Source organism: Methylobacterium sp. WL7, from assembly GCF_008040085.1.
GTDB classification, from domain to species: domain Bacteria; phylum Pseudomonadota; class Alphaproteobacteria; order Rhizobiales; family Beijerinckiaceae; genus Methylobacterium; species Methylobacterium mesophilicum.
This window is the reverse complement of sequence record NZ_VRVG01000001.1, coordinates 1-15122: the sequence shown is the minus strand read 5'-3', so window position 1 is coordinate 15122 and position 15122 is coordinate 1. Positions and strand designations below refer to the sequence as shown.

Here is a 15122-nt window from a genome sequence, read left to right as displayed (position 1 = left end):
GCCGCGGGTCAGTGCGCGAGCGCGCCGGTTTCCATGAACCGGGCCAGGCGCTCCACCAGCGGCGCCACCATCACCCGGTCGATCTGCGGCAGGAGTCCGTGGCGCGCGAGCGCGACATTCGCCTCGGCCTGCGCGCGCGCCCGGCGATGCCAGGCGGCGCGGTCGCGCCTGCACGCGTCCCAGGCCGTCGTGATTGACCGGAAGACCTGCGGCAGACGCTCGATCGGGTCGGCGATCACATCGTAATGGTGGTCGATCAGGCCGCCGAAGCTGTGGAAGCCGAGCTCCGACAGGAGGGCGACGGCCCGCGGCGCGCCCACCGTCACGAACGGCACGCCCATGGCGGCGGCCTTCAACGATTTCTCCGTGATGCGCTCGACGCCCAATTCGAAGAAATCCGTCTCGGAGATGATTGTGAGGTCGCTGGCGGCGTAGGCCCGGGTATCCAGGGTGAGGACCATGTCGCCACCGGGGGCCGGAGTATCGATCCGCCTGGCCTGCCGGGGAATCCAGCTGCCGACATCGGCCAGCAGCGGTCCGAAGGCCACCGCGATCTCCGGCGGCGCGTGAAAGACGTCGATGCCGCCCGCCTTCGGGTTGTCGGCGCCGATCCCGTGGAACGAGATCAGGCCGTCGCGGTCCAGGCCGTTGAGCTGGAACCAGCGGTAGAGCAGCACCCGGTGCCAGCGCAGGGCCGCGTTCTGGCAGAGGAACCGGGCGGCGCCGGTGTCCCGGGCGAGCGGCGCGTAGCCGACCCGGTCGAGGGGGTGTTGCGGGAAGAGGCGCGGGCCGGCCTCGGCATCGAGCCAGAGCGCGACCTGGAGCGGGAAGAACTCGAAGGTCCAGAACCGCAGGCCCTCGCCGTAGAGCCGCTCGTAATCCAACCGCAGCAGCCGGTTCTGGGTCACCAGGACGACCCGCTCCCGGGGAATTCCGAGGCCTTCGAGGTTGCGGTGGAGCGCCTCGAAGGTGGGAGCGTGCAGGCCCGGCCCCTCGTTCGACAGGTCGAGGAGCAGGGCCGCTCGGCCCGACCGCAGGTTCTCGGCGTCGCCGGGCTCCAGCAGATCGAGCCGCCCGTTCAGGTCCGGGAAGCCGAGGCGGACGAAGTCGAGCACCGGCAGGCAGAGCACGTGGTTGGCCGCGCCCGGATGGGCGGTGACGCTGATCCGCTTCCCCAGCCAGCCCAAAGCCGCCGGCAGGAAATGGCCGGCCTCCCCGCGGGGGACCAGGACGATCTCGGAGGCGGATGGGCTCATCGCGATTCTCGGGCGGCCGGTCGCACGGTGATCCGCCGCCTGAAAGCCGCGCGATGCCGGATAAAGGCTTCGCGCGGATGCGTCGATCCCCGGGACTCAGGCCGGGACCAGCTCGGCCGCGCGCACGGGCGTCGGTCCCGCCCGGTAGGCCGCCGAGGCCTCCTCAGTCCGCCAGCAGGCGACCTTGTGACCGGGGGCGATCTCGGTCACCGGCGGCATCTCCCGGCGGCACTGCTCCTCGGCGAGGAAGCAGCGTGGCGCGAACGGGCAGCCCGGCGGCCGGTTGGCGAGGTCCGGCGGGCTCCCCGGGATGGTCTGGAGCCGGGAGCCCTTCGCCAGAGCCCCCTCCGCCCGGCTGCGCAGCAGGCCGATCGTGTAGGGGTGGTGCGGATCGAGCACGACCTGATGCGCGGTCCCGGTCTCGACGATCTTGCCCGCGTACATCACGGCGATCCGGTCGGCGACCTCGACGGCCGCGCCGAGATCGTGGGTCACGATGATGATCGACAGGCCGAGGTCGCGCTGCAATTCGCGCAGGAGCAGCAGGACCTGGATCTGCACGGTGGCGTCGAGGGCGGTGGTCGGCTCGTCGGCCAGCAGCACCTGCGGCCGGCAGGCGAGCGCGAGCGCGATCATGGCGCGCTGGCGCATGCCGCCCGACATCTCGTGCGGGTAGTTGTCCAGCCGCCGCTCCGGACTCGGGATCCGCACGCGCTCGAACAGGGCGAGCGCGCGCTTGCGGGCGTCCTCCTTCGAGATCGTCTCGTGCCGCCGGATCGCCTCGGTGATCTGCCGGCCGACCGTGTAGACCGGGTCGAAGGCGAGCAGCGGCTCCTGGAAGATCATCGAGACGTCGCCGCCGCGGAAGTCGGCGAGCTGGCGCTTGCTCAGCGCCTGCACGTCCCGGCCGGCCGCCAGGATCCTGCCCTCGATCCGGCTGCGCCCCTCGTGAAACAGGCGCAGGATCGCCCGCAGGGTGACGCTCTTGCCCGAGCCCGACTCGCCGATCAGGGCCATCGCCTGACCGCGCTCCACGGTGAGGTCGACGCCGTCCACGACCTGCACCTTGCCGAAGGCAACGCGCAGGTTCTCGAGGGTGACGGCGGGTTCGGGGTTCGACATCGGGGCGCTCATGCCGCGAGCGCCCGGGCCGGGGCGGCGGAATGGCCGGAGCCGGGCTGGCGGGCGAGGCACGAGACCCGGTGCAGCGGACCGACCGGGTCGAGGGGCGGTTCTTTTTCGCTGCAGATCGGCTCGGCGAGGCTGCAGCGGGGGTGGAACCGGCAGCCGGGCGGCGGATCGATCGGGTTCGGCGGATCGCCCTGCAGGAGCGCCGTCTGCGTGCGGTTGTCCGGGTCCAGCGACGGCATCGAAGCCAGCAGCGCCTCGGTGTAGGGGTGGGCCGGGGCGTCCAGCACCGTGTCGGACGGGCCGATCTCGGAGACCCGGCCGAGATACATCACCATCACCCGGTCGGAGATGAAGCGCACGACGTTGAGGTCGTGGCTGATGAAGATGTAGGTCAGGCCGAACTCGGACTTCAGGTCGAGGAGGAGGTTCAGCACCTGCGCCTCCACGGACTTGTCCAGCGCCGAGACCGCCTCGTCGAGCAGCACCAGCCGCGGCTCCAGGGCGAGCGAGCGGGCGATGTTGACCCGCTGCCGCTGGCCGCCGGAGATCTCGTGCGGGTACCGGCCGGCGAAGCGCTTGGGCTCCAGGCCGACCCGGGCCAGCAGGGCCCGGGCGCGCTCCACCGCCTCGCGGCCGGGAACGCCGTTGACCTTCGGGCCGAAGGCGATCGACTGCTCGACCGTCATGCGCGGGTTGAGCGAGGCGTAGCTGTCCTGGAACACCATCTGGACCTGGCGGCGGTAGGACCGCCACGGCATCACCCGCTCACCCACGGCTTGCCCGTCGTAAAGCAGGGAGCCGGAATCGCGCTCGATCAAGCCCATTAGCAGCTTGGCGGTGGTGGACTTGCCGCAGCCGGACTCGCCGACGATGCCCAGGGTCTCGCCCTTCAGCACGTCGAAATCGACGCCATCGACGGCGCGCACCACCTGCTTCTTGCCCCCGGCCTTGCGGACCGGGAAGTGCTTGTACAGGCCCGAAACCGACAGGAGCGGCTGGGCGGGTCCGCCGCGGTCGCGGGCGAACGGATCGGGGGCGTCCGGGATGACGCTCACTGGCGAATCTCCATGGCCGCGCGCAGGCCGTCCGAGAACAGGTTGAAGGCGATCGAGACGACGAAGATGCACACGCCCGGCAGGGCCGCGACGACCGGGTTGGCGTAGATCGCGGTGCGCAGGGTGTTGAGCATCAGGCCCCATTCCGGCTCCGGCGGGCGCACGCCGAGACCCAGGAACGACAGGCCCGAGGCCAGGATCATCGAGACCGAGATCAGGCTGGTGGCGTAGACGAAGATCGGCCCGACCACGTTGCCGAGCACCTGCACCCGCATGATCGTCAGCGGCGAAGCGCCCGAGAGCTTCGCCGCGTCGATGTAGTCGCGCTTGCGGATGCCCGTCGTGACGCTCTCGGCGACCCGGGCGATCTGGGGCACGAACACGCAGGTCAGCGACACGATCGAGTTGAAGATGCCGGCCCCGAGCGCACCGGACAGGGCGATCGCCAGCAGGACCGACGGGAACGCGAAGAACACGTCGATCGTGCGCATCAGGATCGTGTTCAGCCAGCCGCCGACATAGCCGGCCAGGATGCCGATGCTCGAGCCGATCACGAAGGCGATCAGCACCGGGGTGACCCCGATGAACAGCGACAGCCGCGCGCCCAGCATCAGCCGGCTGATCATGTCGCGCCCGAGCTCGTCCGAGCCGAGCCAGTAGGTGGCGTCGCCGACATGCTTCAGGCGGCGCAGCATGGAGCCCTTGTACGGGTCCATCGGGGTGATCCAGGGCGCCAGGATGGCGATGGCCACCACGAGCAGGATCAGGGCGCCCGCCCCCATGGCCACGGGATCGCGCACCAGCCGGTGGCCGACATGGCCCCAGAAGCCGCGGGACGGAACGAACGCGGCCTCCGGGGCGGCGTCTTTGGCGGAGAGCACGCCGCCGTCGAGGGCCATCGAGGCGGCGGTGATCGGTGCGGTCATGATCGGCCTCCGGGTCAGGCGCGTTCGATGCGCGGGTCGAGGGCGGTCTGCATCACGTCGACCAGCAGGTTGAGGACGACGAAGAACATCGCCAGCACCAGGATCGAGCCCTGGAGCAGGGGCAGGTCGCGCTGGAAGATCGCGGCGTTGAGGAGGAAGCCGGTGCCGGGCCACGCGAATACGGTCTCGACCAGGATCGAGCCGCCGAGCAGGTAGCCGAGCTGCAGGCCCATGATCGCCAGCGCGGTCGGGGCGGCGTTGCGCACGACGTGCTTGAACACGCCGAACTCATCCATGCCCTTGGCGCGCAGGGCTTCCACGAAGTCCTGGGACAGGATGTCGGCCACCAGGGCACGCACCGTGCGGGCGATGATGCCGGTGGGGATCACCGACATCGTCACCGCCGGGAGGATCAGGTAGCGCAGGTGGTCGAAATCCGGCCGCCAGTTGCCCGAGCCGTCCGGCCCGGCGCCGGTGGGCGGCAGCCAGCCCAGCGTCGCCGAGAACACGATCACCAGGACCATGCCGAGCCAGTAATGCGGCACGCTCACGCCGAAGACCGAGAGCGCGGACGCCGCCCGGTCGGCCAGCGAGTTGCGGTGGTAGCCGGCGACGAAGCCGAACAGCGTGCCGAACGTGAAGCCCAACAGGGTCGCCACGGAGGCGAGGATCAGCGAGTTGATCACCGCCCGGGTGACCTCGCCCAGCACCGGCCGGCCGGTGGCGATGGACGTGCCGAGATCGCCGTGGAGCACGTGCCACAACCAGATCAGGTACTGCATCGGCAGCGGCTTATCGAACCCGTAGGCGGCCCGCATGCTGTCGATGGTCTCCTGGGTGGCGTCCGCCGGCAGGACCGCGCTCAGGGCGTCGCCGGGCGCCAGATGGACCAGCAGGAAGCAGACCAGGCTGACCCCGAACGCCACCGGCGTCACGTAGACCAGACGTTTGAGGATGTAGATCAGCATCGGGTGCCTTACCGTGGCCGCTGAAAGTCCCTCCCCCCTTTGCGGGGGAGGGTGGCCCCTGCGTCAGCAGGGGTCGGGAGAGGGGAGCGACGCATCCGGAGAGGGCGTGCCGGGAGCCGAAACCCGCATCGTCGCGCTGCCCCTCTCCCCCCTGCTGCGCAGGTACCCTCCCCCGCAGAGGGGGAAGGGAAATCCCGCGGTTACCGCCCCGCCGTCGCGATGGTGATCTTCGAAAAGTCCTGGAACCAGTTCTGGGCCTGGACGAAGCCCTTCACCTTCGGGCTCATCGCCCGCGGGTTCACGTCGTGCGTGATCATGACGAACAGCGCGTCGTCCACGTACTTCTCGTGGACCTTCTCGAGGACCTGGGTCTGCGCGGCCTTGTCGAAGGTGGTACGCACCTGGTCGAACAGCTTGTCCATCGCCGAATCGCTGTAATAGCCCCAGTTCGTGCCGTTCGGCGGGGCGAAGTTGCTCTGGAGGTGGCGGATGAACCCGGTGAACGGGTCCTGGATGAAGTACGAGTAGTTGATAGCCGACACGCCGCGGGAGATGTCGGCCTTCGCGCCGGCCCGCCAGATGTTGATCAGCGTGTTCCACTCGACCACCTCGTAGTCGACCTGGATGCCGACCTCCGAGAGGTTCTGCTGGACGAACTCGTTCATCGGCAGCGGCTGCATCTGGCCCGAGCCCGAGGCCGAGATCGCGACCTTGAGCTTCAGGGGCTTGGCCGGGCTGTAGCCGGCCTCGGCCATCAGCTTCTTGGCCGCCTCCGGATCGTACTTCACGTCGAAGGTCGGGTGGCCGAACCACTGGTGGCCGGGCGGCATGAAGCCCTTGGCGGGAATCGCAAGGCCGCCGAGCAACTCCTTCAGGCCGTCGCGGTCGATGGCGAGGTTGGCCGCCTTGCGGACCCGGATGTCGTTCCAGGGCGAGCCCTCGACCCGGGACAGGTGCCAGGTCCAGTTGTGCGGATAGGCGTTGGTCACGATGGTGAAGCCGGCGCCCTTGAGCGAGGCCACCGCGTCCGGCGCGGGCGCCTCGATCCAGTCGACCTGGCCGGAGCGGAGCGCCGCGACGCGGGCGTTGGCCTCCGGCAACGGCACAAGGACGAGCTTGTCGAGCTTCGGGACCCGGTTCGTGTCCCAGTATTCCTTGAACGGCACCATCTCGGCGCGCTCGCGCGGCGCGAACAGCGTCAGCTTCCACGGGCCGGTGCCGGAGGGCTGCTTGGCGAAGGCGTCCCAGGACTTGCCGACCTTCTCCCACTGCGCGGGCGAGGACATCATGATCCAGGCGATCTGGTAGGGCAGCGTCGCGTCCGGGGCCTTGGTGACGATCTCGACCGTCATCGGGTCCACCACCTTGTAGGAGGCGACCGCCGGGACGCGGGTCTTGCCCTGCGCGGACTGGCGGGGATCGTATTGGGGCGCGTCGGCCTTCAGCAGCTTGTCGAGGTTCCACACCACGGCGTCGGCGTTGAAGTCGGAGCCGTCGTGGAATTTCACCCCCGGCCGCAGCTTGAAGGTCCACTTGGTCTTGTCGGCGGCGTCGACCGCCCAGCTGGTCGCGAGGCCGGGCACGAGGTCGGAGGCGAGTTCGGCGCTCGACAGGTCCCAGTTAATCAGGCCGTCATAGACCGTGTAGCCCAGGAACCGCATGCCCTCGCCGCCATTGTCGGTCTGGCCGGTGGTCAGCGGGATGTCCGACGCGGTCATCCCGATCCGCAGCGTTCCCTGTGCGCGGGCGGCGGTGCTGGCGGAGAGCGCCAGGGCGCCGGCGAGCGCCGCACGGGCGCCGAGAGTTTTCAGACGAGACAGCATGTCGGATCGGATACTCGCGTTGGTCCGGGAGGGCGGGCCCGGAATACGCTCGACTGTATGCAAGCCCGCGGCCACTCGGTCCCGGGCCATGCACGGACCCGTCGATCCTAGGCGGTTTCGATGAGACTCACGTGGGCGGCGACCACCCGCCACCCCTCCGGAAACCGCACCCAGGTCTGGCTCTGGCGCCCGGTCCTGCCGGGGGCGTTGTCCCGGGTGAACAGGGTCATCGCCGTGGCGAAGTCGCGCCCGTAGGTCGTGATCACCGTCTCGGCGAGCACCCGCTCCAGGCCCACGGGCGAGCGCGCCCGCCGGAACGCCCGAATCGCGTCCATCCCGTAGAGGTTCTCCCCGGCCCCGTACCGGATCGTGCGAGGATCGTCCCGGAAGAGCGCTTCCAGGGTGGCGACGTCGTTGGTGGTCAGCGCCGTCTCGTAGGTCGCGAACGCGGCCTCGACCTCGGCCTTCACGGCGGGATCGTCGATGACCATCAGGCGACCTCCGCCACGGGGGCCGTGCAGATCCCGTCCCGTTCCAGCTGGCGCGCGACCCGCAGGGCCAGGTCCTCCCGCCAGGGCGCGGCGATCACCTGGACCCCGAGCGGCAGCCCGGCATCGATCCTGACCGGCACGGCCACCACGGGCAGGCCGATGAACGAGATCGGCTGCGTGAACACGCCGATATTGGCCCGGATCGGCAGGGTCACGCCGTCGAGCACGAAGTGGGTCAGGCCGCCTTTCGGTGCCCGGCACGGCGTGGCCGGAGCCAGGATCACGTCGACGCCGCCGAACAAGTCCATGACCGCGTCGCGGTACCAGCGGCGGAAGCGCTGCGCCCGCTCGACGAAGGGGGCCGGGATCATCGCCCCGGCGATCAGGCGGTCGCGCACGGCCGGGTCGAAATCCTGCGGCCGGGTGCGCAGGCGGTCGAGGTGGAGGGTGGCGCCCTCGGCCGCCGTGATCAGGTAGGCCGCCGCCCGGGCGCGCTGGGCCTCCGGGAGCTCGACCGTGCGGCTCGCCCCGAGGGCGTCCGCGACGCGGGCGACGGCCGCGAACGCCTCCGGATGCCCGTTGCGGGCGAAGTAGCCGCCGGCCACCGCGATGCGCAGGCCGCCGATGCCGTCCTCCAGGTCGGGATACGCAGGCTCGGGCGCCCGGGTCGTGGCCACCGGATCGTCCGGGTCGGGTCCCTGCATCGCGTCGTAGGCCAGGGCGAGGTCGGCGACGCTCCGGGCCATCGGCCCGAGATGGTCCAGGCTGCCCACGAACGGGAAGCTGCCGGCCCGGCTGATCCGCCCGTAGGTCGGCTTCATCCCGAAGCAGCCGCAGAACGCGGCCGGCACCCGGATCGAGCCGTTGGTGTCGGAGCCCAGCGTCAGCGGCACCAACCCCGCCGCCACGGCCGCGCCCGACCCCCCGGAGGAGCCGCCGGTCATGTGGTCGAGGGCGTGGGGATTGTGGGCGTCGCCGTCGTGGACGTTCTCGCCGGTGAAGTCGTAGGCATACTCGCCCATGTTGAGCGCGCCGACCAGGATCGCCCCGGCCGCCTCCAGGCGCCGCACCACCGCGCCGTCGCGCGCGGCCGGTGGGCGATCCCGGTTGATCTTCGAGCCGGCGCGGGTCGGCAGACCGGCGACGTCGATCAGGTTCTTCACCGCGAAGGGTACGCCGGCGAGCGGGCCGGCGGGCTCGCCGCGCGCGCGGGCGGCATCGAGTGCGTCGGCCCGGGCCAGCGCCCGCTCGGGCAGCACGTCCGTGAAGGCGCCCACGCGCCCGTCGATCCCTGCGATCCGCTCCAGGGTGGCCGCCACGGTGGCGCGGGCGGTCGTACGCCCCTGCGCGAACGCGGCGGCGATCGTCGCGGCATCGGATGGCGTCGGCGCGCTCATGCCTCGAACCGCGGCGCAGCCTCGACCTCGTCGGGGAGCGGAAAGCCCGCTACCAGGTCCGCGGCGGAGGCCAGGACGCGCAGGTTCAACGTGATCGGCAGCACCCAGGCCGGATCGATCGCCAGGCCGAGGAGCGGCGCGGCCACTGCCGCGTAGGCGTCCGGGTCGAACGGAGGGGGTGTCTCAGGCATCGCGTTCCTCACACCGGTATTCAGGATGGGCCGGCTTCCGGGCGGTGCAGGCATCGTGCCGGGTCGTTGGCCGATGCCGGATCTCTACGTGATGCACAAACACTAGGCACTTGTCGCGATTACCTGAGAGCGATTCCAGGCCATGACGAGCGATGCCTATTTGATGAGCAGTTCATCCCAGCGCGATCATAAGAGGGGCGATCGGTGCGAAGCTGCAATCCGCGTCGGTGCCGTCCTCGTGGACCAGCATGGCGAAGCGGCCCGGCTCTTCGAGCGTCATCATGTGCGCGTGCCAGGTCCCCGCGCGGTAATTGATTCCGACATGGCCCGGCACGCGGAAACCGTGGATCCGGGATTCGTCGGGGCGGCCGTCGCGATCGGGGGCCACGATGACGGCGTAGGCATCCGCCGAAAGCGGGAGGAAGGCCTGGTTGGAATGCAGGTGACGCTCAAGGCGACGCACCGGCATCAGGCCGGCCATCGGCTCGCTCAGCACCAGCGCGAGGTTGGCGCGCGCCGCCTGCCGCGTGTTCTGCATCCGCCCGGCCTGGTCCTGACGGGGTGGGGTGGCGGGATCATCCAAGACCTCGCCGTAGGGGGCGAACGCCTCGGCGGTGATGTCGGACAGGATCAGGGTGCGCATCACAGCTCCTCGCGCCCACGTGTCCGCCCCGGGGCACGACGCGGCAGGACTCCACCATCAAGCGGGCCGAAACGGAAGATGCGCCACCGGGAAGCCCATGGCGAGTCGCGGAAGACTCCGCCTGCGGGGGAGCGGGAGGCCCTGCCCCGCCGGTCGGCGGCAATCGTGGCGATCACCCGGTCTTGTCGGTTCGGCGGGCGCGACCTACCTGTCTCGCATTAGATCGAGCCTGCGGCTCGTCCCACCCGGCAACCGACGAAACTCCGTTCGAGATCGTTGTGTCCCATCGTCGGTTTGAGGCTTTTGGGCATCGCCCGGACAAACTTTTACAGAGTTCACCTCGATTGTCGTTTTACCGGCGCCCTCGGTACGCCGACGCGATTGCGTCCTCAGGGGAGCAGGGTTTAAGGGCTGTCCCGTTTTTTCAGACATGGCCCGACCCGAGCGCTCCCGCGTGAGCCGAGCGCTTGGGTCGGGCCATCGGCAGCGCCGATGGATCGGTGCGGTTCCGGGGCCCGGGGACGGTTCCGGAACCCGTAGTCTCAGTACGTGGCCGGTTCAGCCGGTCGTCCCCGCGACACGCGTGACGTACCCAACCGAGAAAGGTCAGATGAGCGCATTCGACTACCGGAATTTCGACGACCGCCGCCAGCATTCGCAGAGCGCCAAGGCTGCCCTGCTGGCCAAGTTCAAGGCACGCCCGCCGGCCGACGATCCTGAAGTGATCGCCAAGGCGAAGGCCCGGGCCGAGATCGCCCAGGCCCGTGAGGAGCGCGCGCGCGAGCGCGAGGCCGCCCGGATCGCCGCCGAGCGGAAGGCTGCCGAGGAGAAGCGTCTGCGCGAGGAGGCCGAACTCGCTGCGCGGCTCGCCCGCGAGGCCGCCGAACTCGCTGCCGCGCAAGAGCGCAAGTCTGCCGAACTCGAATTGAAGAAGGCCCAGCGCGACGCCCGCTACGCCGCCCGCAAGGCCAAAGCCAAGCGCTGACCCCCGTCGCCGGACGCGGGCCGCACCCGTAGAGCATTCGAACGCCGTCCGCCCCCCAGGCGGGCGGCGTTGCCGTGTCCGGGGAATCGCTCTGCCGGACCGCGCGCCCCCGGGGGGCGCTGAGCCCGACAGCGCGCTGGTTCAACCTTCGGCCCGGTGGCGCGATCGCTCGTCCGAGCCGCGTCGATCGGATGCCGGGCAACCTTCACGCGTCGATCCGTGTTGGAAGTCGCCGTCGTCAAGCGCATGCGCGGGATGACCGGATGCCTTTGAGCATGATGCGGATGGCGAGGAAGCGATGCGGTCTCGAACCCTGTTGGCGGCGCTGCCGCTCGTCCTCCTGGGATCGGGCCATGCCTCGGCACAGGATCCATCCACCGTCACCGCCTGCGACACGCTGATCGCCACCCGCCGGATCGATGCCGCGACCGGGCCGGCCCGCGAGGCGCCGGAACCGGGGTGCCGCCGGATCCCACGGGCCGATATCGGCCCTGTGGAGCAGCGGGCGCTGATCGGTGGCGCGCCCTACGAGTGCATGACGATCACGGGGTCCGGCCGCTGCCTGTGGGTCGTGCCCTGACGCATGGCACGCAGACCGCGCCCGGATCGCAGGCAGTGCTGTCTTACGGCGTCGTCGCCGGAACCAGCAGTCTGACGAAGCTTCACGGAAGGACGATCCGCACTATCTCGGCGGTTCTGTCCAACGAGGAACACGCTCCGGTATGTTGAGTATCCAAGCCAGGATGCGGGTCCCCGCATGGGTTTCGGCTGCGGTTCTGACGACGATCCTCGGTGGTGCGGCGGCCAGGGCCGAACCGCCGATCAAAAGCCCGGAAGACGCGGCCTGCCGCAACGAGGCGCGCGCGAAGGTGTTCTCGGCACCCAATCCCCAGGGCCTGGAACTGGAGGATATCGGCCGGCAGATCTACTTCGCCTGCATGGCCCGAACGACCCAGGCGGCCGCCCAACCGCAGAAGCGCACAGGCAAACGCAAGCATCATCACAGGCGGCGCTGACGCGTTGCCGCGGGTTCAGGCGTCGAGCGGCGCGCCGATCCGCGCACGGAGTTCATGACGCAGGGCTTCGTTGCCACCCTCCGCGTTGAGCGCCGACATCAGGCGCAGCAGATGGCTGAGCGGGGTCGACCGGCAGGCGATCGCCTCGGCGATCTGCTCCGGCAGGGGCTTGGCCGCCGGCACGAAACGCGGTGCGGGGCTGGACTGGTGAGTCTGGGGCATGCGCGGGGCTCGTGCTTGGAGACGTTCCAGATGGCGGCCGGGTGGCTACGCCTTCCCGCCCCACCGCGCCAGCCCCATTCGCACTTTTACGTAGCCGGCATCACGCTCCGTCACCGCACTGCAACACAGGAAGCGGGAAACCGTGGAGAGCTGGCGCGGCCCCGACGATTTCGCTTGCTTCCGTCGCGGCTCAACCCTTTACGAGCGGCGACGACTCGAATCCGTCGAGGAGATCCTGCGGGTCGCGATAGATCGCGATGCAGCCCGCGGCCGACAGGTCGGCCTCCGGAAAGCCTCCGCACAGCAGGCCGACGGTGCGCAGGCCGGCCTTCGAAGCCGCCTCGGCATCGTAGGGCGTGTCGCCGACCACGATCATGTCGTCCTTGCCGAGACCTTCGAGCTTCTTCACCGCGGCTTCGAAGATGTCGGGATGCGGCTTCGAGCGATCCGCATCGTCGGAACTGGTGGCGACGTCGACGAGGTCGGCGATGCCGAGGATCTCTTGGTAGCGCTCGACTTCGGGGCCTTTGCCCGACGAGGCCAGCGCGATCTTCAGGCCGGCCTCATGCAACCGCTCGAACAACGGCCGGACCGCCGGGAACGGCCGGACCTCCGGGAGATACTTTTTCTTGAAGAGATCCGACCGGAACCCCTCGATTTCCTTGCCCTCGCGTTCGATGCGCTCGGCCGGAAGGAATTCCGGCATCAGCTCGTCGCCACCTTTGCCGATCTGGCTGCGGACCTTGGCCTCGTCGGTCTCGACGCCGAAATGGGCGAACGCCTCGACCCAGGCGCGGGCATGCAGGTCGACGCTGTCGAGCAGGGTCCCGTCGATGTCGAAGATCACGGCGCGCATCGCGGCCTCCCGTTGCGGCGCACGGCGTACGCGTCAGGCCGGACAACGATGCCGGGGCCGGCCTGTTCCGGAAGGCAGAAACGGCAGGAGCCCGCCCCTCGGTGAAGGGGCGGGCTCCTGAATCTGCAGTTTGAGGGCGCCGAAAGGCGCCGTCAGCTCAGTGCATCGAGGCCGGAGCGCGGGCCGGCTTGGCCTTGGCGGCGAGGCCGGCGGTCACAGCAGCCTTCGAAGCCTTGGCGGTCTTCGCGGCGACCGGCTTGGCCAGGGCGACCTTGGGCGTCACGGCCTTGGCGGCGGCCTTCGCCGGAGCCTTCGGAGCGGTGGCCTTGGCCGTGGTGGCAGTTTTGGCGGACGCGGCCTTCGGCGCGGCGACCTTGGCGGCCTGCACCTTCACGGCGACCGGCTCGGCCGCGGGGGCCTTGGCGTCCGCCAGCATCACGCCGGCGCGCAGCTCGGCTTCGGCGCGCATCCAGTGGGCGACGGCGTGGCCGTGAACCCGGCCTTCCTTCTCCCAGATGTAATAGGCGCATTCGCGCACGTGCTGCTCGCTGATCTGCATGCGTTCGATCTCCTGTCCGTCCCGGGACCGACGATGCGAGCGTGTGGTTAAAGCGCGGTTAACCCGATTCCGGTTCTCGCCCGCCCTAGCCGGGGATGCCCAGGACCCGCCGCGCCTCGGTCAGCAGCACGGCGTGGCGGGCCGCTCCGGGGCCGTCGGTCGGCGCCTCGCGCCCGGCCCGCGCGATGATCTCCTGGAAGCGGCGCCGGTCGAGGGCGCGGCTGCCGATGCTGTCGAGGACGGCGCCCAGCACGATCCGGACGGCCTCGGTGCGCTCGTCCGCCTCGGCCACGGCGTGGGCGGAGGCTGCGTCGGCCTGGCCTTCGGCGCGCTCGGCCTCGAGGGCGCTCGACCGGGTGCGGGCGTTCTCAAGCTCGGCCGCGAGGCGCTGCGCCTCCTGCCAGGCCAGGTCGTGCTGGTGCGTGCGAAGCGCGAGCAGAACCTTGAGCGAGGCTGCATCCTCGCGCGCGGCCTCCAGCTTGGCCTGGGCCGCGCGCAGGTCGTTCAGCAACTCCTGCGCGAGCATCGCATCCCCGGTTACATCCACCGCCGGCTCCGTCAGCATCCCGTTCGCGCCTGTCCTGAAGGCGCGTCGCGCGAATGTCCACTCTTGAGGCGCCCGGGCCCGGTTGAGAAAATCCACCCGCCGGTCCACATGGGAGACGGTACCTCACGGTGCCTGTCCCGGCCGGCCTTGAACCGGCGCAGCGGAGTTCGCCGACAATGTTCATCCAGACCGAAGCCACGCCGAACCCGGCGACCCTCAAGTTCCTCCCCGGCCGCGTCGTCCTGCCCGAATCCACCTTCGAGGCCCGGGACGCCGAGACCGCGGGCCGCTCGCCCCTCGCCTCCGCGCTGTTCGACGTTCCCGGGGTCGCGGGCGTCTATTTCGGCCACGACTTCGTCTCCGTCACCAAGGCGGAGGACGGTTCGGAATGGGCCCAGGTCAAGCCTGCCGTGCTCGGCGCGATCATGGAGCACTTCCAGTCCGGCGTCCCCGTGATGGCCGAAGGCGGCCTCGACGACCAGGACGGCGAGGAGGAGTTCTACGACGCCGCCGACCACGATACGGTGGTGACGATCAAGGACCTCCTCGAGACGCGCGTCCGCCCGGCGGTGGCCGGCGACGGCGGCGACATCACCTTCCGCGGCTACAAGGAAGGCGTCGTCTACCTGGAGATGAAGGGTGCCTGCTCGGGCTGCCCCTCCTCCACCGCCACCTTGCGCCACGGCGTGCAGAACTTGTTCCGGCACTTCCTGCCGGAGATCCGCGAGGTTCAGGCGATCTGACCTGACGCCGCCGTTCACGGCACGATCAGCGCCGGCGGCCGCGAGCCGCCGGCGTTTTTTATGGCATCCCTGGATCCGGCCGAACGCCGGGTGCCCGCTTCGAGGCTATGTCCGCAACCTCGAAGCATGGACCGCTCCGGATCCGGAGCCTCCGGCCCGTCTTGGCGCCTCGTACGCCCATCGGCAGTTTGTAACGTGCTCCTTGCCGGCACGGTAAATCGTTCGATGGTAATATCGACTGCATATTTCTGAGCCGATATCCCGCATAAATTCAGTATTTATATTCCATTTTTCGCTAGATGACGTAATACTT

At 69.8% G+C, this 15122-nt stretch carries 18 protein-coding genes; 4 read left to right on the top strand and 14 right to left on the bottom strand.

Going from position 1 to position 15122, the window contains the following annotated elements; all coding sequences use genetic code 11:
* Positions 1–8 precede the first annotated feature (8 nt).
* From FV233_RS00090 to FV233_RS00045, 10 genes are all read right to left on the bottom strand, one after another.
* The gene (locus FV233_RS00090) at positions 9–1256 is read right to left on the bottom strand and encodes a hypothetical protein (protein ID WP_147896260.1); all 1248 of its coding nucleotides are present in this window, start codon (positions 1254–1256) and stop codon (positions 9–11) included.
* 96 nt (positions 1257–1352) lie between these two features.
* Positions 1353–2378, bottom strand: a complete 1026-nt coding sequence (locus FV233_RS00085) for an ABC transporter ATP-binding protein (protein WP_187278020.1) — start codon at positions 2376–2378, stop codon at positions 1353–1355.
* Between the two features lie 8 nt (positions 2379–2386).
* On the bottom strand, positions 2387–3442 hold the full coding sequence (locus tag FV233_RS00080) for an ABC transporter ATP-binding protein (RefSeq protein ID WP_147896258.1): 1056 nt from the start codon (positions 3440–3442) through the stop codon (positions 2387–2389).
* Positions 3439–4368, bottom strand: a complete 930-nt coding sequence (locus tag FV233_RS00075) for an ABC transporter permease (protein ID WP_147854883.1) — start codon at positions 4366–4368, stop codon at positions 3439–3441. The genes FV233_RS00080 and FV233_RS00075 overlap by 4 nt, the downstream gene beginning before the upstream one ends.
* Before the next feature lie 14 nt (positions 4369–4382).
* Positions 4383–5336 (bottom strand): ABC transporter permease, encoded by a 954-nt coding sequence (locus FV233_RS00070; RefSeq protein ID WP_147854882.1) that lies wholly within the window; start codon positions 5334–5336, stop codon positions 4383–4385.
* A gap of 200 nt (positions 5337–5536) precedes the next feature.
* On the bottom strand, positions 5537–7159 hold the full coding sequence (locus FV233_RS00065; protein ID WP_147896257.1) for an ABC transporter substrate-binding protein: 1623 nt from the start codon (positions 7157–7159) through the stop codon (positions 5537–5539).
* 107 nt (positions 7160–7266) lie between these two features.
* Entirely contained in the window at positions 7267–7650 is a 384-nt protein-coding gene (gene hpxZ / locus FV233_RS00060; RefSeq protein ID WP_147854880.1) for an oxalurate catabolism protein HpxZ, read from the bottom strand.
* Positions 7650–9047 (bottom strand): AtzE family amidohydrolase, encoded by a 1398-nt coding sequence (locus FV233_RS00055; RefSeq protein WP_147896256.1) that lies wholly within the window; start codon positions 9045–9047, stop codon positions 7650–7652. The genes hpxZ and FV233_RS00055 overlap by 1 nt, the downstream gene beginning before the upstream one ends.
* The gene (locus tag FV233_RS00050) at positions 9044–9238 is read right to left on the bottom strand and encodes a DUF4089 domain-containing protein (protein ID WP_147855342.1); all 195 of its coding nucleotides are present in this window, start codon (positions 9236–9238) and stop codon (positions 9044–9046) included. Before FV233_RS00050 ends, FV233_RS00055 begins: the two co-directional genes overlap by 4 nt.
* Positions 9239–9410: 172 nt before the next feature.
* Positions 9411–9881 (bottom strand): ureidoglycolate lyase, encoded by a 471-nt coding sequence (locus FV233_RS00045; protein WP_147896255.1) that lies wholly within the window; start codon positions 9879–9881, stop codon positions 9411–9413.
* Between the two features lie 610 nt (positions 9882–10491).
* Between FV233_RS00045 and FV233_RS00040 the strand changes: the two genes are divergently transcribed.
* From FV233_RS00040 to FV233_RS00030, 3 genes are all read left to right on the top strand, one after another.
* Positions 10492–10866, top strand: coding sequence for a DUF6481 family protein (locus FV233_RS00040; protein ID WP_147896254.1), 375 nt, complete (start codon positions 10492–10494; stop codon positions 10864–10866).
* Between the two features lie 298 nt (positions 10867–11164).
* On the top strand, positions 11165–11446 hold the full coding sequence (locus tag FV233_RS00035) for a hypothetical protein (protein ID WP_147855345.1): 282 nt from the start codon (positions 11165–11167) through the stop codon (positions 11444–11446).
* Positions 11447–11588: 142 nt separating this feature from the next.
* Positions 11589–11882: a hypothetical protein gene (locus FV233_RS00030; RefSeq protein ID WP_147896253.1), complete on the top strand. Its 294-nt coding sequence runs from the start codon at positions 11589–11591 to the stop codon at positions 11880–11882.
* Positions 11883–11897: 15 nt separating this feature from the next.
* On the opposite strand, the gene FV233_RS00025 is transcribed toward FV233_RS00030, so the two are convergent.
* The 4 genes from FV233_RS00025 to FV233_RS00010 form a co-directional block, all read right to left on the bottom strand.
* Entirely contained in the window at positions 11898–12104 is a 207-nt protein-coding gene (locus tag FV233_RS00025; RefSeq protein ID WP_147855347.1) for a hypothetical protein, read from the bottom strand.
* Between the two features lie 190 nt (positions 12105–12294).
* Positions 12295–12960: an HAD family hydrolase gene (locus tag FV233_RS00020; RefSeq protein ID WP_147896252.1), complete on the bottom strand. Its 666-nt coding sequence runs from the start codon at positions 12958–12960 to the stop codon at positions 12295–12297.
* 157 nt (positions 12961–13117) lie between these two features.
* A complete protein-coding gene (locus FV233_RS00015) occupies positions 13118–13519 on the bottom strand; it encodes a DUF2934 domain-containing protein (protein ID WP_147896251.1) in 402 nt (133 codons plus the stop codon).
* An 85-nt stretch (positions 13520–13604) separates the two neighbouring features.
* Positions 13605–14066: an atp-dependent helicase gene (locus tag FV233_RS00010; protein WP_246689878.1), complete on the bottom strand. Its 462-nt coding sequence runs from the start codon at positions 14064–14066 to the stop codon at positions 13605–13607.
* A 176-nt stretch (positions 14067–14242) separates the two neighbouring features.
* On the opposite strand from FV233_RS00010, the gene FV233_RS00005 reads away from it, so the two are divergent.
* A complete protein-coding gene (locus tag FV233_RS00005; RefSeq protein ID WP_147857709.1) occupies positions 14243–14809 on the top strand; it encodes a NifU family protein in 567 nt (188 codons plus the stop codon).
* Positions 14810–15122 lie beyond the last annotated feature (313 nt).